The following is a 23,102-nucleotide window of genomic DNA, read 5'->3' on the forward strand; positions in this document are numbered from 1 at the left end:
CTGTCCGAGCGGCAGTGCGGCGCGAAGGAGCCGAGCAGGTCGTAGGAAGTGACGCGGGACAGCGCGTTCGTCGGCACGTGCTGGTGCAGCGCGGTCTGCCAGGCGACGCTGAACACACCGATCCCGACACCCGACGCGAACGCGGTCACGGCCAGCGCCGCCGGGTGGGGCGCCAGTGCGAGCACGGCCAGCAGCGGCGCGTACCCGAAGAGCCCGAACACCCCGACCAGCAGCGGGCGGGCCGGGTCGAACCGCATCATCACCCCGGAGCCGACGAGAAGACCGGTGGTCGTCATCGCCAGCACCACGCCCCACCAGCCGCGGCCGAACGTGTCGTCGGCGATCACCGGCCCGAGCGTCACCCACGCGCCCGCGTAGGCCATACCCAACACACCGCGCAACACCCACAGACGCGTGACCTCCAAAGCGGGCAACGGCGGCAGTGACGCGACCGGGTTCCCGACGGGTGTTCGTGATCACGGGCCCCAGCCCACCAGCCGCCGTCGTGTCGCCGCACATCCTTGTACCGACGGTGTTCGTGCTGTCACGATGAGTAGATGACTCCGGGTTCGTACGCGCTCGACCCGACCGGTCGCGACATCCACGCCGAAGCGGCGCGGCTACGTGCACGGGGGTCGGTGACACCGGTCGAACTGCCGGGCGGCGTTACGGCGTGGTCGGTCAGCAGTATCGACCTGCTCCGCCGACTGCTCGGCGATCCGCGGGTGTCCAAGGACGCGCGCCGGCACTGGCCCGCGTTGATCGAGGGCCGGATCCCGGACGACTGGCCCCTGCACCTGTGGGTCTCGGTGCACAACATGTTCACCGCCTACGGCCCGGAGCACCGCAGGCTGCGGTCGTTGGTGTCCAAGGCGTTCACCGCCCGCCGGGTCGAAGCGCTGCGACCGCGCGTGCACGAGATCGCGGCCGACCTGGTCGACCGGCTCGCCGCCGGCCCGGACGTGGTCGACCTGCGCGCGGAGTACGCCCACCCGTTGCCGATCGAGGTCATCTGCCGACTGCTCGGCATCCCCGACGACGCGCGCCCCGACCTGCGCGAGATCGTGGACAGCCTCTTCGACACCACGACGACGGCCGAGCAGGCGGCGGCCAACCAACGGCGGCTCTACGAGACCATGGACGTCCTCGTCGCCGCCAAACGGGCCGACCCCGCCGACGACCTGACCAGCGGCCTGATCGCCGCCCGCGACGAGGACGGCGCCCGGCTCACCGAAGCCGAACTGGTCGACACCCTGATCCTGATGATCGCCGCCGGCCACGAGACGACGGTCAACCTCCTCGACCACGCCATCACCGCGCTGCTCACCCACCCCGACCAACGCCGCCTCGTCGTATCCGATGAACGATGGGGGGACGTGATCGAGGAGACGCTGAGGTGGCAGGCGCCGGTCGCGAACCTGCCGCTGCGCTACGCCGTCGAGGACATCACCGTCGACGGCGTGACCATCCGCCGGGGCGAGGCGATCCTCGCGGCCTACGCGGCAGCCGGCCGCGACCCCGCCCACCACGGGGACACGGCCGACGAGTACGACATCACCCGCGAGGACAAGTCGCACCTGTCCTTCGGCCACGGCGTGCACTACTGCCTCGGCGCACCGCTGGCCCGCATCGAGGCCGAGGTGGCGTTGCCGGCGTTGTTCGACCGCTTCCCGAACCTCGCACTCGCCGTGCCGGCCGACGAACTGGTGCCCGTCCAGTCGGTTCATCTCCAACGGCCACCGCGCCCTGCCGGTCGTGCTCACACCGGCCGGGCCGCTATAGCATCCCCGGATGTCTCAAGATCGTGCCCGTGGCGCGGCCCCGCAGTTGCCGTCCGGACCGGACGATGTCGCCGTCCTCGTCGCCAAGCTGCGCGACGTCGGCGGTGACCGCCTGTTCTCCCAAGACGCCCGGGAGTTGTCCGACCAGTTCGCCTACGTGGCGGGCGCGCACCCCGAGTGGTTCGCCCCGTTCCGGGAAGAAGTGGTGGTGACCGAACTGCTCGACGGCTTCGGCCCGAGCTTCGCCGACCAGTGCGTCCTGCTGCACGGTGCGTCCGATCGCTGCGTCGACCACCTCACCGCACAGTTGCGGCGGCGTTCGGAATTCGGGGACCAGTGGGCGCTGGCCGCCATCGGCACGCCCGCCGCACTCGACGCGGTCGCCTGGCACGTGCGCAACGGCGGTGACCGTGAATTCTACGAAGAGTGCGGGGTGTGGGTCCCTCCGACCGGGCCGGCGCAATACCGGTTCACACCCCACCGGCGGGCGGTCTTCCTCCACCAGGGCGCCACCGCGACCGAACTGGCCGGCGCGACCCACCCCGTCGGCCTGCCGGTCGACGCGGTCGTCCGGGACCCGGACCGGACTCCCATCAGCTGGCACTACCTCACGCTGCGCCTCGCCGAGGTGCCCGGCATGCCCGACTGGCCGGTGGAGCAGGTACACCTCATCAGCCCGCGCCACTGGTGGGACTGGTCGCTCACCGCCCGATTCGACGAACACGGCCGCTACCACAGCGAGCGGGTCGTCGCTCCCGAGCAGCCCGCCGAATACGACGAGGATGACGGCGATCTGGACGCGCTCCTCCCCGATGATGAACGCGACGCGCTCGGTTGGGTGGATCTCCGCCCCTACGACGGCGACTTGGTCTACTGCAACGGCTACATCGACCTGACGCCTGGCGTGGTCGGTACCGCGGGTGGTCCGCCGGTCAGCATCTACGCCAACCCGAACTGCGACTCCTGCGGCCGGCTGATGTTCCACGTCGTGTCGGTCGAACACCGCGTGCGCGACTACGGCGACGGCCGGCGCAGCCTGTTCATCTGCGAGGACTGCCAACTTGTGACGTGCAACGCGACCAGTTGGAACTAACGCGACCAGCTGGAACCGAGAAGGCTCACCGCAGACCGCACGGTGGCAGACCGCAGGGTGATGGTGAGCGGACCACCTCGCCCGGCACGTACCCCTGGGTCCACGAGTGGCAGCCCGCCGCTGTGCCCGGTCCCACCGCGCGTGCTGTTCCCGCCACACGGGCGTTCCCGCCACGGGCTGTTCCGACCGCACGGGCTGCGGGGCCAGTCGTGCCCTTGCGTCCGCCCAGCCGTACAGCCCGGCGATGGTACGGCCCGGCGGTGGTGATCGGCTCGCTCCTCCCACGCGAGCCGTGCCGAGGCAAGCCGTGGGCCGAGTGCCGCGCCGCCTCATTCTTTACCGGCAACGCAAAAGCGGTCCGGAAAGTTTCCTCAGATCTTCCATTCACGTTGGCTTCGCTCGATCAGGTGATCAGGACACGTGTCACGGAACCGACGATCCACACCGGCGCGGTGCGCCAACCGAGACGATCGCCTGTGCTGTTCGGCCCAACCTCCCGGCGGTGGCGCGCAAGCGCTTCCCGGTACCCCTATGGTCGAACCATGAGCCAGCTCGGCGATCCGTTCTCCCGCCGTAGTTTCCTCGGAGCCTCGGCTCTCGCATGGCTGCCCGTCGGCGCCTTGCTGCCGGGCGAGGGCGGTGGTGATCCGCCACCGGGGTTCCCGCCGGGGATCGACCTGTACCGCCAGGCGTACGAGAACTGGGCGGGGGAGATCCGGACCGACGCGCTGTGGACGTGCGTCCCGCGCACCGCCGACGACGTGGTGCTGCTCGCCAACTGGGCGCACAGCCAGGACTTCGCGTTGCGACCACGGGGTTTCCGGCACGGGTGGTCGCCGCTCACCGTCACACCGGGCACGACCGGCGCGGACCGCGTCGTGCTGGTCGACACCACCCGGCACCTGAAGGCCATGACCGTCCTGCCGGGCGCGGTGCGGGTGCAGACCGGGGCGTCGATGGACGACCTGTTGGCGTTCCTGGAGGACGCGGGCCTCGGCGTGACCAACACCCCGGCGCCGGGCGACCTGACCGTCGGCGGCGTGCTGGCGATCAACGGCCACGGCACGTCCATCCCGGCGGCGGGGGAGACCCGGACACCGGGCCACACGTACGGCTCGCTGAGCAACCTGATCATCTCGCTGACCGCCGTCGTGTGGGACGGCAGCGCATACCGGTTGCGCACCTTCCAGCGCGATGAGCCGGAGTGCGCCGCGCTGCTCACCCACGTCGGGCGCGCGTTCCTGACCGAGGTCACCCTGCGCGTGGGCGCGAACCAGAACCTGCGCTGCGTCAGCCGGGTCGACATCCCGACCAGCGAGCTGTTCGCCCCGCCGGGCAGCGGCGCCACCCGCACGTTCGCCAGCTTCCTCGAGGAGGCCGGCCGGATCGAGGCGATCTGGTTCGTCTTCACCGACCACCCGTGGCTGAAGACGTGGAGCGTGTCACCGGAACGCCCGCCGACGTCGCGACCCGTGGTCACGCCGTACAACTACGTCTTCTCCGACAACGTACCCAAGCCCGTCTCCGACCTCGCCGACCTGCTGATCAACGGGGCCTGGTTCCTCACCCCGACGTTCGGGCAGCTGCAGTACACGACCGCCGCCACCGGGCTGACGGCCACGCTCACCACGGACCTGTGGGGCCCGTCGAAGAACCTGATGCTCTACGTCAAACCGACCACCCTGCGCGAGACCGCGAACGGGTACGCGGTGCTGACCAGCCGTGCGGAGGTCCAACGCGTCGTCAGCGAATTCGCCACGTTCTACAAAGAACTCCTGCACACCTACGCGGCGCGCGGACTGTTCCCCGTCACCGGCCAGGTGGAGATCCGCGTCGGCGGCCTGGACGACCCGGCGCACGTCGGCGTGCCCGGCGCCGTGACGCCCGCGCTGTCGGCCGCGCGGCCCCGTGGGGACCACCCGGAGTGGGACGTCGCGGTGTGGTTCGACGTGCTGACGTTCCCGACCGCGCCCGGTGCGGCGGCCTTCTACCGGGAGATGGAGCAGTTCTTCTTCACCAACTACAGCGGTTCGTACGCGGCGACCCGTGCCGAGTGGTCCAAGGGCTGGGCCTACACCACCGAGGCGGCGTGGGCCGATCAGACCATGCTCACCTCCACCGTGCCCGACACCTACCGGCAGGGCCCGAACCCCAGCTGGGACGCCGCGCTCGCCACCCTCAACGCGTACGACCCGCACCGGGTGTTCAGCAACCCGTTCCTGGACGTGCTCCTCCCCTGACAAGCCCTGACAAGCCCCTGACGGGCCTCGACAAGCCATCCGATGTCTTCGGGGTCTGCCTTCGGCAAATAGCGAGCATGTCCGCCGAGAGTCTTCCTAGACTTCGGATGTCTTGTTACCGTCACGATCACCCGCGACCGCCGCCCGCGGGAGGGTCGGTCGGTCGTGGAGGAAGCATGAAACGGGTGCGCAGCACTGTGGCAGCGGTCGTCGTGGCGGGTCTGTCGTTCGGCGTCGCCGCCCCCGAGTCGGAGCAGGCGGTAGCGGCGGTGGATCGAGGAATGCTCACGCTCTGGTACGACGAGCCCGCCGCCGACTGGGAGCGGGAGACGCTGCCCATCGGCAACGGCGCGCTCGGCGGTGGCGTGTTCGGCACCGTGGCGCGGGAACGGATCCAGCTCAACGAGAAGACGTTGTGGACCGGCGGCCCCGGTTCGGTGCAGGGCTACGAGTTCGGCAACTGGACCAGCCCGCGACCGGACGCCATCGGCGGTGTCCAGGAGCTGATCGAACGCGAACACCGGGTCGCGCCCGAGACCGTCGCGGACGCGTTGGGCCAGCAACGCCGGGGCTTCGGGGCCTACCAGCCGTTCGGCGAACTCGGCTTGGCGCTGACCGACCCGCCCGACGAGGTCACCGACTACCGGCGTGACCTCGACTTGGCCCGCGCGGTCGCCTCGGTGTCGTACCAGGCGGACGGGGTGCGGTACACCAGGGAGTACTTCGCCAGCGCCGCCGACGGCGTGATCGTCGCCCGGCTGTCCGCCGACCGGCCCGGCCGGATCGGCTTCACCACGTCCATCACCGCGCCGGACAACCGCTCCCGGCGCACCACGGCGAGCGGCGGGCGTTCCACCTTCACCGGCGCCCTGAACGACAACGGGATGCGGTTCGAGTCGCAGCTCCAGGTGCTCAACCGGGGCGGCGCGCGGACCGACAACGCCGACGGCTCGATCACCGTGGCGGACGCCGACAGCGCGGTGCTGGTGTTCGCGGCGGGCACCGACTACGCCGAGGACTACCCGACCTACCGGGGCCCCGACCCGCACGAGCGCGTGCGGGCGGCCGTCGACGCCGCGTCGGCGAAGGGCTGGCCCCGCCTGCTCGACGCCCACCAGCGCGACTACCGCGGGCTGTTCGACCGGGTGCGCCTGGACATCGGGCAGCGGCCGGTGGACGTCCCGACCGACGAGCTGCTGCGCGGTTACGCCACCGCACCTGCGCCGGCCCGGCGGGCGCTGGAAGCCCTGTACTTCCAGTACGGCCGGTACCTGCTGATCTCCTCCTCGCGATCCGGATCGCTGCCCGCGAACCTGCAAGGCGTGTGGAACAACTCGGTGTCGCCGCCGTGGAGCGCGGACTACCACGTCAACATCAACCTCCAGATGAACTACTGGCCCGCCGAGACCACGAACCTCTCCGAGACCACCGGGCCGCTGTTCGAGTTCGTGGACGAGCTGCGCGAACCCGGCGCCGTCACGGCCCGGCAGATGCACGGCGGCCGGGGCTGGGTCGTCAACAACGAGACCAACCCGTTCGGCTTCACCGGTGTGCACGACTGGGCGACCGCGTTCTGGTTCCCCGAGGCGGGCGCGTGGCTCGCGCAGCACTACTTCGAGCACTACCTGTTCACCAAGGACCAGCGGTTCCTGCGTGAGCGGGCGTACCCGGTGATGAAGGAGCTGGCCCAGTTCTGGCTGGACGGGCTCAGGGTGGACCCGCGCGACGGCAAGCTCGTCGTCACGCCGAGCTACTCGCCGGAGCACGGTGACTTCTCCGCCGGCGCGGCCATGTCCCAGCAGATCGTCCGGCAGCTGTTCACCAACGTCGTCTCGACCGCCGACGTCCTCGGCGACACCGCGTTCGGCGCGGAGGTGCGCAAGGCGCTCGACCGGCTCGACCCCGGCACGAAGATCGGGTCCTGGGGCCAGTTGCAGGAGTGGAAAGAGGACTGGGACGACCCGACGAACACGCACCGGCACGTGTCGCACCTGTTCGCCCTGTTCCCCGGCAACGGGATCGGCGCCCTGAAGACGCCGGAACTCGCCGAGGCCGCCAAGACCTCCCTGACCGCGCGCGGTGACGGCGGCACCGGGTGGAGCAAGGCGTGGAAGATCAATTTCTGGGCCCGGCTGCTGGACGGCGACCACGCGCACAAGATGCTGGCCGAGCAGCTGATCGGCAGCACGACCGCGAACCTCTGGGACACCCACCCGCCGTTCCAGATCGACGGCAACTTCGGCGCGACCTCCGGCGTGGCGGAAATGCTGCTGCAAAGCCAGGACGGCGTGGTGCACGTCCTGCCCGCGCTGCCCGGCGAGTGGCGCGACGGCTCGTACAAGGGCCTGCGGGCACGCGGTGACGTCACCGTCGACGTCCGGTGGTCGGACGGCGCGGCCGAGCAGATCGCGCTGACCACGGGCCAGAACGGTCCGGTCACGCTGCGCAGCGCCCTGTTCCGCGAGGGCGTCCGGCTGGTGGACACCCGGACGGGACGGCAGGTGCCGGTGCGCGCGGACGGTGACTCGATCACGTTCACCGGTCGGGCCGGACACCGCTACGAAACCCGGTGACCTGGAATCACCGCACCGCGACACGTGTAGCGGCCGACGCGGCGGGAACCCATCGGGGTCGAACCGATGTGGGAGGTGGTTCCCATGAACGCACGACCGGAGACCATGCCGGAGAACGACCTGGTCGAACTGCTCGTGCACCAGCACGAGGAGATCCGCCGGCTGTTCACCGAGGTGCGGGACGCGGACGACGCCGACCGGGGTGAGGCGTTCGACCGGCTGCGCCGCTTCCTGGCCGTGCACGAGACGGCCGAGGAGATGATCGTGCACCCGGACGCCCGGCGCGTCATCGCCGACGGCGACCGCGTGGTGGACGCCCGGCTGGAGGAGGAGAACGCGGCCAAGCGGATGCTGGAGGACCTCGAGCAGATGGACCCGGCCGACCCGGCGTTCGTCAGCAAGCTCACCGCGCTGCAGACCGCCGTGCTCGACCACGCCGACCACGAGGAACGGGAGGAGTTCCCGCGCATCAAGGCAGCGCACAGCCCCGCCCGGCTCATGGCCATGGGTGTGGCGGTGAAGGCGGCCGAGGCGTTGGCGCCGACCCACCCGCACTCCGGCGTGGAGTCCGCGACCGCGAACGCGCTGGTCGGGCCCTACGCGGCGATGATGGACCGGGCCGGCGACGTGATCCGCCAGACCATCGGGCGGACCTCGGACTCGGACAAGTAGAACGGCCGGTCGTGCCCGGCGGCGACCACGTCGTCACCGCCGAGCACGACCGACCGGGGCCTCGACCCGTGAACGCCCGCCGGCCTCAGCCGATGCGGAAGCTCGGGTGCGGCGGCTGGTTGTACGCCGTGTTCTGCCAGGCGACGGCGACCCGGTACTGGCGGTCCTGCATCAGCGAGGGCCGCGAGATGCCGGTCGTGTCGGTGGTCGAGTAGATCCGCAGGTTCCGGTTGTCCGACGTGCGCCAGATGACCTCCTCGCGCCAGTCGCCGAGGATGTCGGCGGACAGCGCGGGCGTCGACTTGCTGCCGTTGTTCGACGACACACCCGACCCGGTCAGCAGGCGCGTGTCACCGCTCGTGCCGTACTTGTCGATGTGCGTGCCGTCGAGCAGTTCCCGCTGCGCGTCGCCGTCCCACCAGACCAGGAAGTTCGCCGACGACGGGATGCGGCCCACGCTGTTGCCGGAGGCGTTGAGCAGGTTGCCCGGCGCGCCACCGCCGAACGCCCAGAACTCCGCGCCCGCGTTGCCCGCGTAGATGTCGCCCGCGACACCGCGCCCCGGCCCTTCTCCGCCGGTGTTGTTCGGCTTGGTGAAGATCATCGCGCCGGTCCGGGCGTCGTGCAGGCTCACGCCGGTGGTGCCGCCCTCGTGGATGTCGAACACCTCGAGACCGGACCGGCTGGGGACGAAGTCGCCGACGTGCAGGGCGTCGCCGTGGCCGAGCCGCGTGGTGTACATCCCGTAGCCGTTGTCGTCGATGGTCATCGCGCCGTAGATGATCTCGTCACGGCCGTCGGCGTCGACGTCGGCGACCGACAGGTTGTGGTTGCCCTGGCCCGCCCACGTCGAGCCGTTGGTCGAGCTGTTGCTGTCGAACGTCCACCGCCGGGTGAGCTGGCCGTTGCGGAAGTCCCACGCGCTGATCACGGACCGGGTGTAGTAGCCGCGCGCCATGATGATGCTCGGCCGCGAGCCGTCCACGTACGCCGTGCCGGCCAGGAACCGGTCCACCCGGTTGCCGTAGCTGTCGCCCCAACTCGCCACGTTCCCGCGCGGCGGCACGTAGTCCGCGGTGGCGAGCACCGCGCCGTCGCTGCCCCGGAACACGGTCAGGAACTCCGGCCCGGCCAGGATGTAGCCCGACGAGTTGCGGTGGTCGGCGCTGGAGCTGCCGATCACCTGGCCGGTGCCCGAACGGGTGCCGTCGGCGGTCTTCATGACCACCTCGGCCCGGCCGTCACCGTCGTAGTCGAACACCTGGAACTGGGTGTAGTGGGCGCCCGCGCGGATGTTGCGGCCGAGGTCGATCCGCCACAGCCGGGTGCCGTTCAACCGGTAGGCGTCGATGAAGACGTTGCCGGTGTAGCCCGACTGGGAGTTGTCCTTGGCGTTGCTCGGCTCCCACTTCAGGACGATCTCGTACTGCCCGTCACCGTCGAGATCGCCGACGCTCGCGTCGTTGGCGTTGTAGGTGTAGTTCTCCCCGGACGGCGTGGTGCCGCCCGGTGGAATCTGCAACGGCACGTCCCGCGTGCTCGCCGCGATGCCGACATCACCGTCGGTCGCGGTGAATCGCAGGGACTCGTCCGCGGCGGCGGTGGTCGCTTGTTCGACACCGCCCACGACCGGTCGGACGACGTAGTCGGCGTTCGCCGGGGCGCCCTTGTCGACGTAGTTCGACGCGGTTATAGGGGTCGCGTTCACCTTCGTGCCGGCGCGGTAGACGTTGAAGGCGGTGCCCGGCGCGTCGTCCGCCAGCACTCGCCAACTGAGGTAATTGCCCCCGCCGGTGTGGACGCTGACCAGACCTCTGTCCAGGCGTTCAACCTGCTGGATCCCCGCTGCCCCGGCCTGTTCCGGTGGCGCGGCCGAAGCGGAAACCGGGACGGACGTCGAAACGGACGCCGCCACCAGGACGGCCGCGGCCAGCCCGCGACCGACAGTGCTTGTACGCACATTACCTCCACATTTTCGATAACCCCGTTGTTTCGACGTGGAAAGGCTGGCGGCGAAGGCTTCACGACAACCGCGACTCTGTGTAACGGCCTGGTTCAGGACCGTACACAGAACCCGGCCGACCGCGCAACGGGCCGGTCGTCGTCGAATTCATTCGATTTCCGGGCTGTCTCAACAGGGATTGATCGCGATGTCGTTCGAATCGAATGGAGTCGAACGCCGGCGCTACGGACTTGTGGGACGGGCCACCAGCGAACGCCGGGCACGTTCCTCGCCCACCATGAGCGGGTCGAGGTTGTTGGTGGAGGCGGAGGTCCAGAGGCGTTCGGCGGTCTCGTGGTCGCCGGTGCCGGCGGCGACGTTGCCCAAGCCCGTTTCCGCCCTGGCGACCTCGTGGCTGCTGCCGCAGCGGGCGGCGGTGTCGGCGGCCCGTTCGTACCACGTCACGGCCTCGTCGAGGTTGCCGGCGCGGAAGTGGGTCCAGGCCAGGCAGTTCAGGGCCATCGCCAGGTCAAGGTCCAGGCCGAGCGCGACGAACTCGTCGTGCGCCTGGGTGCCGTGCCGCAGCGCGTCCTCGAACGCGCCCAGCTCGGTCTCCGTCAACGCCATCCCGCGCAACGTGATCGCGGCGTTGCGGCGGGAACCCGTCCGGCGGTACGACTCCAGCGCGGTGCCCATGTCCCGCAACGCCTTCGCGTGATCACCCAGGTACAGGTTGACCCAGGCCAGGTTCGACAGGGCGCTGATCGTCCCGTGCTCGTCCGCCGAAGCCCGGAACAGCGCCAACGCCTCCTCGTAGTGCTCCGACGCGGCCTCCAGGTCACCCCGGTCCACGTGCGCCATGCCGAGGTTGTTCAACGTCATCGCCAACGCGTTCGTGTCACCCGCCGCCCGCGCGGCGGCGGCCGCGAGCCGGTGGGTGTGGATCCACGCGTCCCACAGCTTGGTCCGGAAGAAGAAGTCCCGCAGCAGGAACGCCAGCTGCCAGCACGTCCGGTGCCAGCCCCGGGCCGACGCCGTGCCGCACAGCGCCACCAGGTTCGGCCACTCCGCGTCCAGCCACGCCACCGCCGCCTCCCGGTCGGTGAACACCTCGGTCACCGGTGGCGGGTCGGCCGTCTCGAACGCGGGCCGGTAGCGCTGCGGCACGAGCAGTTCGTCGATCGCCGCCGTGGTGGCCAACGCCAGGTCGCACAGCCGGCGCACGGCGGCGTCCCGGTCGGCGACGGGAACCGCGGGCAACGCGTGCTCGATCGCGAACGCCCGCATCAGGTCGTGGAACCCGGTGTAACCGCCGGGGCGCTGCGTGACCAGGTACGCGTCGTGCAGCCGGGCCAGCAGCCGCTCGGCCTCCGCGACGCCGACCCCGGCCAACGCGGCGGCGCCGTGCACGCCCACCTCGCGTCCGGGGTGCAGCGCGAGCAGGCCGAACATGCGCTGCTGGTCGGCCGCGAGACCCCGGTACGACAGGGTGAACGCGGCCGTGACGCTGCGCTCGCCGTCGTCCAGGGTGCTCAACCGGACCGCCTCGTCCGCCAGCCGCGCGGCGAACTCCGGCAGCGTCCACATCGGACTGCTCCGGAACCGGGCGGCGGCGATGCGGACGGCCAGCGGCAGCCGCCCGCAGTGCTCGACGATGCGTTCCACCACGTCGTCGCCGGAGGACAGCACCCGTTCGCCCGCCACCGCGCGGAACAGTTCGACGGCCTGCGGGGTGGACAACATGCCCACCGACACGTGCGCCGCGTCGTCCAACGCGTTCAGGCGGTTCCTGCTGGTGATCAGCACTCGGCACCTCGGTTCGGCCGGTAGCAGGGGCATGACCTGCCGGGCGCTGCGGACGTTGTCGAACACGAGCAGCATCCGCCTGCCCCGCAGTCTGTCGCGGTAGAAGTTGGCCCGGCCGTCCTCGTCGCGCGGCGCGTCCTCGGCGGGCACGCCGAGCATCCGCAGCAACCGGTCGAGCACGTCGTCACCGGTCGACCCGCTGTCGCCGGGGGTGAAGCCGCGCAGGTCGAGGAACAGGCAGCCGTCCGGGAAGTGGGCCTCGGCGGTCCACGCGGCGCGCAGCGCGAGCGCCGTCTTGCCCACGCCCGCCATGCCGTCGAGCACGCACACCGTGGCGGGACCGTCGACCAGGACGGCGTCGATCCGGCGCAGTTCCTCGTCCCGCCCGGTGAAGTGCGAGGTCACCGCCGGCAGTCCGGAGAACCCGACCGGCTCGGGCACGGCGACCAGTGCCGTCAGCGCGCCGCCCGCGCCGAGCACGGAGTCGCACGCCACAGCGAATTCCCGGTTCGCTGTGGCGTGGCCGTTCTCCACCTTGCTCAGGTGGCTCTTGCTGTAGTGGACCCGCGCCGTCAACGCGGTCAGCGACAACCCCGCCGCCTCACGTCGCCGCCGCAGTTCCCTGCCGAACTCCGTCGCCCGATCGCTCACCGCCGCATTATGGCCCGGCACTCTGTCAGCCGAACGGGAAACCGCAGATCAACACCAGGATGGCGTGTGTGTGCATAACCGGCTCACCTCCACTGCCCACGGGCCGTTCCGAAATCCCCACAACCGAAGGATGCCGATTCGGGTTCACCCGGGACAGTGGTTTCCGACACGGGGAAACAATCGGAAACCCGGAAACACCGCACCGGCGCCGGACGGTCCGTGGCACGCTGTGCGCGTCGGTGCGCTTCCGGCGCACGGGGTGGAGGTGCGGAGTGGACATCAGCGTCGCCGAACTCGTCGCCGAACTGAAATCGCTGCGCAAAGGGCGTGGGATCGAGAGCGCCGATATCGATTCACGGGTCGCGCCGCCGTTGCGCCGGCTCGTCGGCATCGGTGCCGGCGAGGGGCCCGCGCGGGTCAGGCGGCAGCTCCGGGACTGGCTGGACGCACAGGCCCGCGGCCTGCCCGAGGACCTGAAGGCGGCGGCGGCCCTGGCGTTCGGGCTCGACGGCGACACCCGGCTCTACCAGGAACGGGTGCGGTCGGTGGCGCTGCGGATCGACCGCGACGACCGCACCGCCCGCCGCCGCATCGACGACGCCCTGCTGCGGATCGCGCAACGCGCGCTCGACCCGGACGTCCGCCTCCCCGCGCCCGACCTGCCCTGGCGCACCGCCGAGCTGAGCGCGGCCGTCGTGCTCGACCTGCCGGTGCCGGAGGTGATCGAGAGGCGGCGGATCGTCGCCGAACGGGACGGGCTCACCGAGGTCGAGCTGTCGGTCACGCTGGAGCCACCGGACCCCGGCCGAGGCCCGCTGGACGACGTCGGCCTGGACGTCCTGTACGGCGGGGTGCTGACCAACCGGGCGCGCAAGTCCACCAACCGCATCGGGTTCGCGCTGCGCCTGCCGGAACCGTTGCGGCGCAACGAGGAGCACGAGTACGCGTTCCGCATCCGGCTCTCGCCGGAACGCGGTATCGCGCCCTATTACGTGTGCACCCCGCGTTTCCCGTGCGCGTCGTTCAGCCTGCACGTCCGCTTCGGCCCCGACCGGGTGCCCGGCGGGATCTGGCGGCTCCGGGACACGCTGCCGATCGAGCTGGCCGACCCCGAGTCGAGTCGCGAGCCCGTCACCGCGGACGCCTCCGGTGAGGTGCACCTGACGTTCACCGACCTGAAGCCGAACCTGTCCTACGGCATCACCTGGGCCGACGCTGCCGGGGGATGAGGTGGTCGAACGCCGACCTGACCAGCCTCTGGACCATCTCCGGTGGCAGACCGCCGGACGAATCCTGGCGGAACGCCGATTTCGCGAACGTGCCGTCGGGCCCGAACGACTCCATCCGCACCTCCAGGTCGACGGTGTCGCCATCGGCGAGGCCGGCCACCGCCGCCATGTCGTCCGGGATCCGCTCCTCACCCCGCAGCAGCTCGTAGCCGAACCTGATCCCCACCGCACCGTCGAACTTGGTCTCCTGGTCGGGCAGCGCGAGCGCCAACCGCACCAGGTTCTTCAGACTCCGGCCGGTGGTCGCGGCGGGCACCTTCACGGCGTGCGCCACGGCCAGCGCCCGGTTCCGCACGTACACCGTGATCGTCGGACCGCTCACGGCGGACTGGCCGGGCGGCGGCAGCACGGGTGTGCCCACGCCGGAATCCCGCCGCCACACCGCGGCCAGCGCGTCCGCGACCGCCACCAGGTCGTCGTCGGCGTCCAGGTACTTGCGCGGCGCGAGGAGCGTCGGCAACGGGGTGTCGTCCAGCCGGACCACGAACAGGAAGCACCGCCGCTGGTCCAGGTCACGGGCCAGGGCCGCGGTCCACTCGGCGGCCACCCACTTGCGGTCGAGGGTGTGCCGCGACCACAGCAGCACGAAGTAGTCCGACTCGTCGATGCCGCGGTTGATCGCGAGCAGCAGGTCCGCGCCCGGCGCGATGCTCAACTCGTCCACGAACGCGTCGAAACCGCGTGCGCCGAACTCCTTGGCGAGCAGCCTGGCCGAGTCGCGGTCGTTCCCGGAGAACGACAGGAACACGTTCGGGCGGTCAGCGGTGTGCGGCACGACGCCTCCAGTTGTCGATGTTGCGGCGCAGCGCCCGGCGGACGGGCCCCGCCGCCGTCTGCCACCCCGGATCGCCGTAGACGGTCCAGCAGGCCCAGCGCGCCGGGTGGTCCTGATCGGGCAGCGGTTCCAGCTCGCCGTCGACGCGCACCCGGACCACGACGTCGCGGCGCACGACGTCGTCCTGGGCCCGTTTGAGCGCGACGTCGCGCGGCAGGTAGCGGGTGTAGTCCTCGAACCGGTCCAGCAGGGCCGCGGCGACCGCGTCGTCCGCCACCCACCTGGCCGCGACGACCGACGCCGCGCCCGCCTGCACCGCGGCCCGCACCAGCCCGACCGGCTCGTCACGCCCGACCCGGTCGGCCATACCGGACTCGCACGCGCCCAGCACGAGCGTGCCGCAGCCGCCGAGGTCCAGCTCTCGCAGGTCGTTCAACCACAGCAGACCACCCGGCCCGGCGGGGGCGAGTTGCAGCCACGACAGGTCCGAGTCGGCGCGGTCGTGCTCGCCGTGGCTGTCGATGCGCACCTGCTGGTGCCGACGGCGTTCCAGCACCCCGCGCAGCTCGGCCGCGGTGGCGCGGTCGCCGTCGAGCACGGTGCGGCCGGGCCGTTCACCGGCCGCCGTGATCCCGGCGTCCGGCGGGCTGACCAGCAGCATCCGGTCGCCGCGCCGGGACCGCGACCGGCGGTGCAGCGGGCGCCGCGCGGACAGGCACGGCAGGTCGGACAACGCGAACCGGTCGCCGATCCGCTGCTTGTCCTCAGCGGGCTGCTTCGCGTCACCGGGCTGCTTCTCGTCACGGGGCAGCACCAGGGCGGCGAACGGCACGTCGGACAGCACACCGCCCGCCACCACCGCGATCCGGTCGACGTGCGCCGGGAGGTCCGCCAACGGGGCCAGGCCCAGCAGTCCGGCGATCTCGGTGAGGCTCTGCTCGAACTGGCCGGTGGCGATGCCCAGGTCCAGCACCTCCCCGCCCCACCAGGACTTCAGCCCCTTCACCGCGTCCACCACCTGTTCCCGCCGCACCGCCGTCGACCAGTGGCGCAGCGAGCCGCGACCGAGCAGGACGTGGTGCACGCGGTCCGGCGTGGCCCGCAGCATCCACACCACCTGGGACTTCGGCAGGTCACGGGTCACGTCGCCCACCCACCGCCAGGCGGCGTCCAGGTCGCTCACCGGCGGCAGGTCGCGGGCGAAACCACGGCCGCCGGGCAGGAGGCCGTCCAGGATCGTCGCGCCGCGCGCGTGCTCCATCGCGACCACGATCCCGGCCACGCCCTGCCGGTTGTCGTCCGTCATCGCGTCGTCCGCCGCGCGGATGCGCTCGTCGTGCTCGTCGGCGGCCGACAGCAGCATCCGCACCCGCACGGCGTCGGTGTCCTGCCGTCGGGCCACCTCCTCCTCCAGCCGGTGCGCCTCGACCCAGCACACGTCCGCCCGCTCGTCGGCCTTGAGCTTGAACAACACCCGGCCGAGCAGCCGCAGCGCGAACGCCCGCGTCTCGGTGAGCGCGGTCGACGTGGCCCGGTCGGCGGCGGCGGTGAGCTGGTTGACGGCTTCACGCAGGAACGAGTCGTCACCGGACTCGCGGTGCCTGGCCCATTCGAGTTCACCGGCGGTCAGGTGCCACGCGGCCGCCTCGCGGTCGTTCCGGGCGCGGTCGCGGACTTCGAGGAGCAGGTTCTCCGCCTCCTCCAGCCGTCCGGCGACGAGGATCCGGCGGGCGTACTCGATCCGCCGCTCGAACCGGGGCGACCTGGTCGGATCGGCCACGCCCTCGGGCGACAACCCCTCCACTTCCCGCCGTGCCGCCACCGGGTCGAGTGACTGCTCGGCGGCGTCGAGCAGCACCGGCCGCAGCCGTTCGGCCAGGTCCGGTCGGCGGGTCAACCACACCAGGGTGGTGAGCTGCGCCAGGACCGGCAGCCGCAGCGCGGGGTCGACCTCGGTGCGTTCCAGGCATTCCAGCAACGTCCGGTAGGCCTCCTCGTACCGCAGCTCCTGCCGGAGCGCCGAGGCGCGCAACAGGTACTCGCCGGTGGTGCGCGGCGGCGGCCCGGAGACCACGTCCGACACCGCCGGCTCCACGCCCTGCCGCACGGCGAGCATGAGCAGGTCGCCGTCGACGCCGGCCGCGCCCCTCTCGTGGTCCAGCCGCACGAACAGGTCCCGAGCCTGGCCCAGTTTCCGTTCGGCGAGCAGGAGATCGCCCTGGTCGGCGGCGACCAGACCCTCCAGCCGCAGCAACCGTGCCCGGTCCTGGGGGTCGAGCACGGCCCCGCGGTCGAGCGCCACCCGGATCGCCTTCACGTCGTCACCGGACCGCGCGTGGTCACCGCCCGCGCTGCTGACCTCGGCCCGCAGCAACAGCAGCTCGACGTGATCGCGACCCAGCGAACCGAGGTACTCCTCGCACCGCTGCGACGCCCGCGTGACCGCGCCCAGGTTCAGCAGCGTGGCCACGTGGTCGATCGCGACCGACTCGCCGAGCCGGCCTCCGTCCGCCAACTCGAAGACGGTCTCGTAGGCGGCGTCGACCCGCCGCACGTCGGCCCGGTCGACCGCGCGCCGCGCCGCGGCGAGGGCACGGCCGATCGGGCTGTCCGGCTCCACCTCGAAGTCACTCGCCATCGCACCCGGCCGGTGCGTCGTCGGTGTCCGGGCAGATCAGCAGAACGGTCGCCCCGGAGCCCGTGGTGGAGCCGTTGGTGCCGGACGTGCCGTTGGCGCCGGTCGTGGCGGTCGGCGCGGGTGATCCGCTCACGGTGGTGTTGTTGCCGCCGTTGACCGTGGTCACGCGGGACGGCCGCTCGACCCGCTGCCACTCGGCGCCCGCGTGCGACCGGACGTCCGGCCGCGTGATCACGTCGAGCACCGTTTGGCCCACGACGACGGCCGGCCGGACCCGCACCTTCATGTCACGCGGGATGGCGGTCGCGACGATCCGGCCGTTCTCCATCGGCAGCGTGGCGCGGAAATCCTCGTGCACGTACGAGTCGGCGGTGGACTGGTCGACGGCCTCGCCGAGCGTCATGTCCCGGCGCGACTCGACCTTGAGCCGGCCCGCGTCGATCAGCACGGCCCGGTCGCCCTCGAACCGCACCAGGATCGTCCGCGGCCCGTTCCCGTGGAGGGCGCTGCGCACGCGGAACGCCCACGCGTCGTGGCCCGACACCAACCGGATCTCCGTCGCGCCGACCAGCGCCAAGCCGTCGTCGAGCAGCTGGATCGGCCGGTAGAGGCCGTCCTTCGCCGCCGCGGCCTCGTTCATGGCCTGCAGCGCGCGCGGGAACTCGGCGGCCAGCGCCTGGCCCTCCGGCGTGCTGAGGACCGGGTCGCGGCCCGGGTGGACCGCGTGGTCGCCGACGACGCGCACGGTCGACTCGCCGCCGTTGCCGCTCACCTTCACGGTCCGCGCGTCACCCGCCGGTGGGTCCGTGAACACCGCGATCGCGGCCTGGTCGGCGGTGGCGGGCGTGACGTCGACCCAGCTGTCGGCGGGCGGCTCGGTGCTCCGCTTGATCGTGCCGTACTGGAACCGCGGCTCACCGCCACCCGGACTCGGTGAGCCGAGCCGGAACGTCACACCACCCGGCGGCGGCTGGTCACCGCTGACCGACACCGACCACTCGCCGTCCACGCGGTACTCCACCCCGCCCGCCCCGTCCCGGAACGTCTGCAGCACACCGTCCTTGATCGGCGGCAGGGTGTCGGACGGCGAGGCGGTCAGGCGGCTCTGGAGCGATTCGAGCATGGTCCGAGCCCGGTCCAGCGCACCGCGCCGCCAGTGGACCGTGACCACACCCCCGTCCTTCACCGCGGTCAGCTCGCCGACCTCGTGGTCCTGGTAGTGGACCTGCTCCGAGACGCGGCCGTCCTTGGCGTCGATCCGGGTCTTCACCGTGCGGTTGCCGTCCAGCATCAGCTTCAGGCCACCGAGGGACACCACCTTGCGCGGACCGCCGACCGCCTCGACCGTGACGACGTCGCCCGACGTGTCGAACCGGTGCTCCAGGCTGTCGACGACCTTGCCGTCGGCGTCCAGCGCCTTCTGCTTGACCGAACCCCTGCCGGTCGCGGGGTCGAAGCTGGAATCACCGCCCGCGCCCGCCCGGTTGACCGGTCCCGGCAGGTCGGCGCGGTTCGCCTCGGCGCCCTTGCGGGCGATGACGTCGCCGAGCGACACGCCGCCGTAGATCGTCCGGTAGCCGCAGCTGTCGAACGTCCTGGACGGCGCCGGGACGACCGCCTCCTCGGTGGCCGACGGCGGCGTGACGAACCGGATCGGCGAGCGCTCGCGCAGCTCCGCGTTCGCCGCGTACCACCCGGCGAAGCTGATGTCGGACCGGATCTCCGAGTCCTCCAGCTGCGGCAGCCGGGCGGAGGTCTTGGCGACCAGCCACTCCAGCGCGCCGCTCCACCGCATGATCTGGTCGAGGCGCTGGTACTGGGGCTCGTAGTCGGCCACCGCCTGGTAGTTCTGGTCCCACCACTTCAGACCCCGGCCGAACGCGTAGCTGGGCTCGACCTCGCCGCCGTCGTCGCCGTCGGACCGGGAGAACAGCCGGGTGGACTGCGCGCCGATGCTGATCGACTTGTCGTCGAACGCGAACGCCGAGTCGTTCTGACCCAGCCACAGCCGGCCGCTCTCGCTGGTCGTGCCGGTGTCGCAGTGGCTCCACGGCGTCCACGCGTCCGGGTCGGGGATGAACCCCTCCACGGCCTTCGCGGGCACGCCGGAGCCGACGCCGTTCGCCCAGTCCTTGGCCATGTAGTCGGTGTAGAAGAGGGTGACGCCGATGCTGGTGCCCGCCAGGCCGCCGTCGTACCGGGCCTGGCTGTAGGTGGACTGGCCGGACATCGCGCCGAGCAGGCCCCACAGCTGGACCCGGTCGTCGGTCAGGCCGAACTGCGCCAGCTCCGCCGCCGGCACGCCGTTGTCGTACAGGGCCAGTTCGACGTACCCGGCGAGGTCGTCGGACGAGGTGAACGGCGAGCCGGCCCAGTTGTCGGTCAGCACCCGGTCGATGATCTCGCCGCTGATGTTCGGCAGCACGGCCCGCAGGTCCTGCGGGGTCTCCGACGGTCCGGGGTCGAGCGAGAAGCCGGGCGTCGGTGAACCGCGCTGGTAGCCGCGCTGGAGCGTCGACACCTCCTCCAACGTCAGCCCGGCGCCGTCCTGGTCCGGCCAGTTCCAGCCGGCCGCCCAGATCCCGCCGTCGCGGGTCTCCAGCGTGGACAGCATCTCGGTCTTGGCCAGGAAGTCCGTCAACGCGGCCTTGTCGTCCACGCGCATCGACACGTAGCCGTTCGCGGCCCGGACGTCGGCGGCGGACGCCGGTTCCTCGGCGGCGATGTCGATCGTGCCGGTCTCGGCGCGCACCGTGTACGGGTGGACGCGGACCCGCTGCGGGTCGCCGCCCGAGTCGGTGCGGTGCTGGTCGAGCAGCTGCCCGATGGTGCGGGCGCGGTGCGGGTCGTCGGTGGGGACGAGCAGGTGCAGCGTCTCCCCGTCGAACAGCGACCGCCCCGGCCCGGTGCTCTGCCGGGAGAGGTCGCTGAACCCGCCGTCGCGCATCGGCAGCGTGTCGTAGGCGGTGTCCCGCAGCTTCGCGCTGTCCAGCTCCAGGTTCGCGGCGAGCGCGATGCGCGCCCAGTCGCGCAACTGCGCTTTGGTCTCGACCGTGTCCAGCCCGCCGAGCCGGCCCGCGGCGCCCGCGTAGGACACCACGAAATCGGCGCTCTCGGGTGGGGGAGCGGGATGGCGTTCCTCCGGGCTCCCGGTGCAGCTCGCGAGCAGTACCGCCGTGATTAGCAGCGTGAATGTCGAGTGGAGCCGATTGCGCATGGCGGTCCTTCGGCCTACGGCTGAATAGGGCGACTGGAATAGTGGCTCACAGCATAGCCCCGGCCGGAAGGACCACTGGGACGGCCGAATTCGTGTCAGGTTTGTGTCCGGAAGTTGTCCACCCGGCGCACTTCCGGTCAGTTGCGGCGCGATTCGTCGCGCGATAGTCACACGATAATTGCGGTCTCCATCCCCCGCGTGGGGGAGTGGAGCGGGAACGCGACCGGCGGCGAGAAGGTGGACGGCAAAAATCCGGTGGCCCGGAGCGGGTGCTCCGGGCCACCGGCCTTCGTGCGCGGTCGGTCGGTGCGCGGTCGGTCAGGAGGTGGTGCCGGTGACCGACGTGCCGGACTTGGTGACGTAGTAGGTCACCGTGGCGCCGCTCCAGTAGTGGAACGTGAGCGTCACCCGCGAACCGTCCGTGACCTCGGCGAAGAAGTCGGAGGTCAGCTTGGTGGTGCCGGCGGTGTAGTCGGGCGCGAACGCCCGGTCGAACTCCTTGTAGGAGGTCCAGTTGTGCGGGCCGGCGTTGCTGCCGTCCGCGTACTTGGCCTCCATGGTGGCCAGCTGGTCACCGCGGAAGTTGGTCGGGATGGCGAACGCACTCGTCGTCCCGGTCGCGTTCTGCAGCACCGGCGTGTCGTAGGTGACCAGGTTGATCCGCCACGGGACACCCTGCGAGAACCGGGCGGACAGGGTCGCGTTCGTGCCGTACGGCCGCGATCCGCTCAACCGGGTGATCGCCGAGGCGGTGATGGTGAGCTGGTCGCCCGAGACGGTGTAGTCCGTGCCGCGCACCAGGTCGGTGTTGCCCTGGCGCAGCCCCACGAACGACGTGCCGTTGAGGTTCAGCGTGAGCGACTTGGCGCTGACCGCCGACGCCTTGGCGCTGAACACCTGGTCCGCCGACGCCGTGCCGGAACGCGTGGTCCAGCTCGACTTGATCTGGCCGAACAACTCCGGGTCGCTCCACTGGAACGACGTGCGGCCGAAGTGCTGGCCGTTGTCCCACAACATGGTGGTGAGCTTCTTGGTGCGGGCGTAGTAGCCGAGGAATTCGAAGAACTTCAGCTTCTCGCCCTGCTGGATGGTGCCGGTGTGCCGGTCGAAGCCCAGCAGGCCGTACTCGCCGATGATGACCGGGATACCGCGCGCGACGAACGTGTTGTAAACGCGGTCGAACGAGTCGGTCAGGTCCTTCTGCGTGGTGGCGTCGAACCGCGTGCCGCCCGCGATGTTCACGCTGAACGGCCAGTAGCCGTAGAAGTGCACGGTCGCGATGAGGTTCGGGTCGTTGAGCGAGTTGAACGTGGTGGCCAACTCGTCGAGCCGGGCCTGCTCGGACGACGTGTGCAGGGTCGGCAGGACGAGGAGGCGGGTGGCGTTGTTGCCGCCCGACCGGCGCACGATGCCGTGGAACGACGTGTTCAGCTCGTTCAGCAGTTGCGCGTTCTGGGCGTCACCGGAGCTGCCGGTGAACTGCGGCTCGTTGACGCTCTCCAGTACCAGCTTGCTGGAGGAGTCCCGGAACGCGGTGGCCAACTGGGTCCAGGCCGCGTTGTAGCGGGCGAGCACGTTGGTGCGGTCGGTCGGCATGGTGTTGATCCACTGCCACGAGTCGTGGTGGATGTTGATCATCACGTAGAAGCCGTCCGCCAACGCCCAGTCGACCACTTCCTTGACGCGGTTCAGGTAGGCCGACTCGATGGTGTAGTTCGGCGCCGCGCCCTGGTGCGCACTCCAGGTGACCGGGATGCGGATGCTGTTGAAGCCCTGCGCGCGGACGTTGTCGAGCAGCGCCTCGGTGATGCGCGGGTTGCCCCAGGCCGTCTCGTCGCTGCCCACCGCGTCGAGCGAGTTGCCGAGGTTCCAGCCGGGCTGCATCGCCGCGACCTGCGCCATCGCGTCACCCGCCGGCGGGTTGCCGGGCGTGGTGGTTGTGGTCGTCGTCGTGGTGGTGGTCGTGGGCGCCGTGCTGCCGGTGCAGGTGACACCGTTGAGCGCGAACGAGGTCGGAGCCGTGTTCGAGCCCGTCCACGACCCGTTGAAGCCGAACGACACCGTGCCGTTGGTGGCGATGTTGGCGTTCCAGCCGACGTTGGTCGCGGTGACCTGGCTGCCCGACTGGGTGACCGAGGCGTTCCACGCCTGGCTGACCGTCTGGCCCGACGGGAAGGCCCACGTCAGCCGCCAGCCGTTGACCGGGTCGCCCAGGTTGGTGATGTTGACGTTCCCGCTGAAGCCGCCCTGCCACTGACTGGGCACCGAGTACGCCACGCGGCAACCCGCGGCCGCCTGGGCGTCGGTCACCGCGACGACGCCCACGCTCGCGAGCAACGAGGCCATTCCGGTCGCCAGCAGGCCGACCCGCCAACGAATTTTTCTCAGCTTGCCGCGCATATCGGACATGACGCTCCTCGTAATC

General features: G+C 71.0%; 13 protein-coding genes. 7 read left to right on the top strand and 6 right to left on the bottom strand.

Going from position 1 to position 23,102, the window contains the following annotated elements; all coding sequences use genetic code 11:
- Positions 1-48: 48 nt before the first annotated feature.
- From FM051_RS00255 to FM051_RS00280, 6 genes are all read left to right on the top strand, one after another.
- Entirely contained in the window at positions 49-378 is a 330-nt protein-coding gene (locus tag FM051_RS00255) for a hypothetical protein (protein WP_158839368.1), read from the top strand.
- 179 nt (positions 379-557) lie between these two features.
- A complete protein-coding gene (locus FM051_RS00260; protein WP_338019435.1) occupies positions 558-1,889 on the top strand; it encodes a cytochrome P450 family protein in 1,332 nt (443 codons plus the stop codon).
- The gene (locus FM051_RS00265; RefSeq protein WP_158839370.1) at positions 1,792-2,874 is read left to right on the top strand and encodes a hypothetical protein; all 1,083 of its coding nucleotides are present in this window, start codon (positions 1,792-1,794) and stop codon (positions 2,872-2,874) included. The genes FM051_RS00260 and FM051_RS00265 overlap by 98 nt, the downstream gene beginning before the upstream one ends.
- Positions 2,875-3,416: 542 nt before the next feature.
- On the top strand, positions 3,417-5,114 hold the full coding sequence (locus FM051_RS00270) for a cholesterol oxidase substrate-binding domain-containing protein (protein WP_158839372.1): 1,698 nt from the start codon (positions 3,417-3,419) through the stop codon (positions 5,112-5,114).
- 176 nt (positions 5,115-5,290) lie between these two features.
- Complete coding sequence (locus tag FM051_RS00275; protein ID WP_158839374.1) at positions 5,291-7,687, top strand: glycoside hydrolase family 95 protein; 2,397 nt, start codon at positions 5,291-5,293, stop codon at positions 7,685-7,687.
- A gap of 84 nt (positions 7,688-7,771) precedes the next feature.
- Positions 7,772-8,359: a hemerythrin domain-containing protein gene (locus FM051_RS00280; RefSeq protein ID WP_238412001.1), complete on the top strand. Its 588-nt coding sequence runs from the start codon at positions 7,772-7,774 to the stop codon at positions 8,357-8,359.
- 85 nt (positions 8,360-8,444) lie between these two features.
- Here the strand turns inward: FM051_RS00280 and FM051_RS00285 are convergent, their stop codons facing one another.
- Complete coding sequence (locus FM051_RS00285) at positions 8,445-10,319, bottom strand: rhamnogalacturonan lyase (protein WP_158839376.1); 1,875 nt, start codon at positions 10,317-10,319, stop codon at positions 8,445-8,447.
- Positions 10,320-10,544: 225 nt separating this feature from the next.
- Positions 10,545-12,758, bottom strand: a complete 2,214-nt coding sequence (locus FM051_RS00290; RefSeq protein ID WP_158839378.1) for an ATP-binding protein — start codon at positions 12,756-12,758, stop codon at positions 10,545-10,547.
- A 272-nt stretch (positions 12,759-13,030) separates the two neighbouring features.
- Between FM051_RS00290 and FM051_RS00295 the strand changes: the two genes are divergently transcribed.
- Positions 13,031-13,987, top strand: coding sequence for a hypothetical protein (locus tag FM051_RS00295; RefSeq protein ID WP_158839380.1), 957 nt, complete (start codon positions 13,031-13,033; stop codon positions 13,985-13,987).
- On the opposite strand, the gene FM051_RS00300 is transcribed toward FM051_RS00295, so the two are convergent.
- From FM051_RS00300 to FM051_RS00315, 4 genes are all read right to left on the bottom strand, one after another.
- Positions 13,959-14,822 (bottom strand): toll/interleukin-1 receptor domain-containing protein, encoded by an 864-nt coding sequence (locus FM051_RS00300; protein ID WP_158839381.1) that lies wholly within the window; start codon positions 14,820-14,822, stop codon positions 13,959-13,961. The genes FM051_RS00295 and FM051_RS00300 overlap by 29 nt on opposite strands.
- Complete coding sequence (locus FM051_RS00305) at positions 14,806-17,460, bottom strand: CHAT domain-containing protein (RefSeq protein WP_158839383.1); 2,655 nt, start codon at positions 17,458-17,460, stop codon at positions 14,806-14,808. Before FM051_RS00305 ends, FM051_RS00300 begins: the two co-directional genes overlap by 17 nt.
- Complete coding sequence (locus tag FM051_RS00310; RefSeq protein WP_158839385.1) at positions 17,450-20,677, bottom strand: hypothetical protein; 3,228 nt, start codon at positions 20,675-20,677, stop codon at positions 17,450-17,452. The genes FM051_RS00305 and FM051_RS00310 overlap by 11 nt, the downstream gene beginning before the upstream one ends.
- Before the next feature lie 318 nt (positions 20,678-20,995).
- Entirely contained in the window at positions 20,996-23,086 is a 2,091-nt protein-coding gene (locus FM051_RS00315) for a cellulase family glycosylhydrolase (protein WP_238412002.1), read from the bottom strand.
- Positions 23,087-23,102 lie beyond the last annotated feature (16 nt).

It is taken from the genome of Saccharothrix deserti (assembly GCF_009769385.1).
Taxonomy (GTDB): Bacteria; Actinomycetota; Actinomycetes; order Mycobacteriales; family Pseudonocardiaceae; genus Actinosynnema; species Actinosynnema deserti.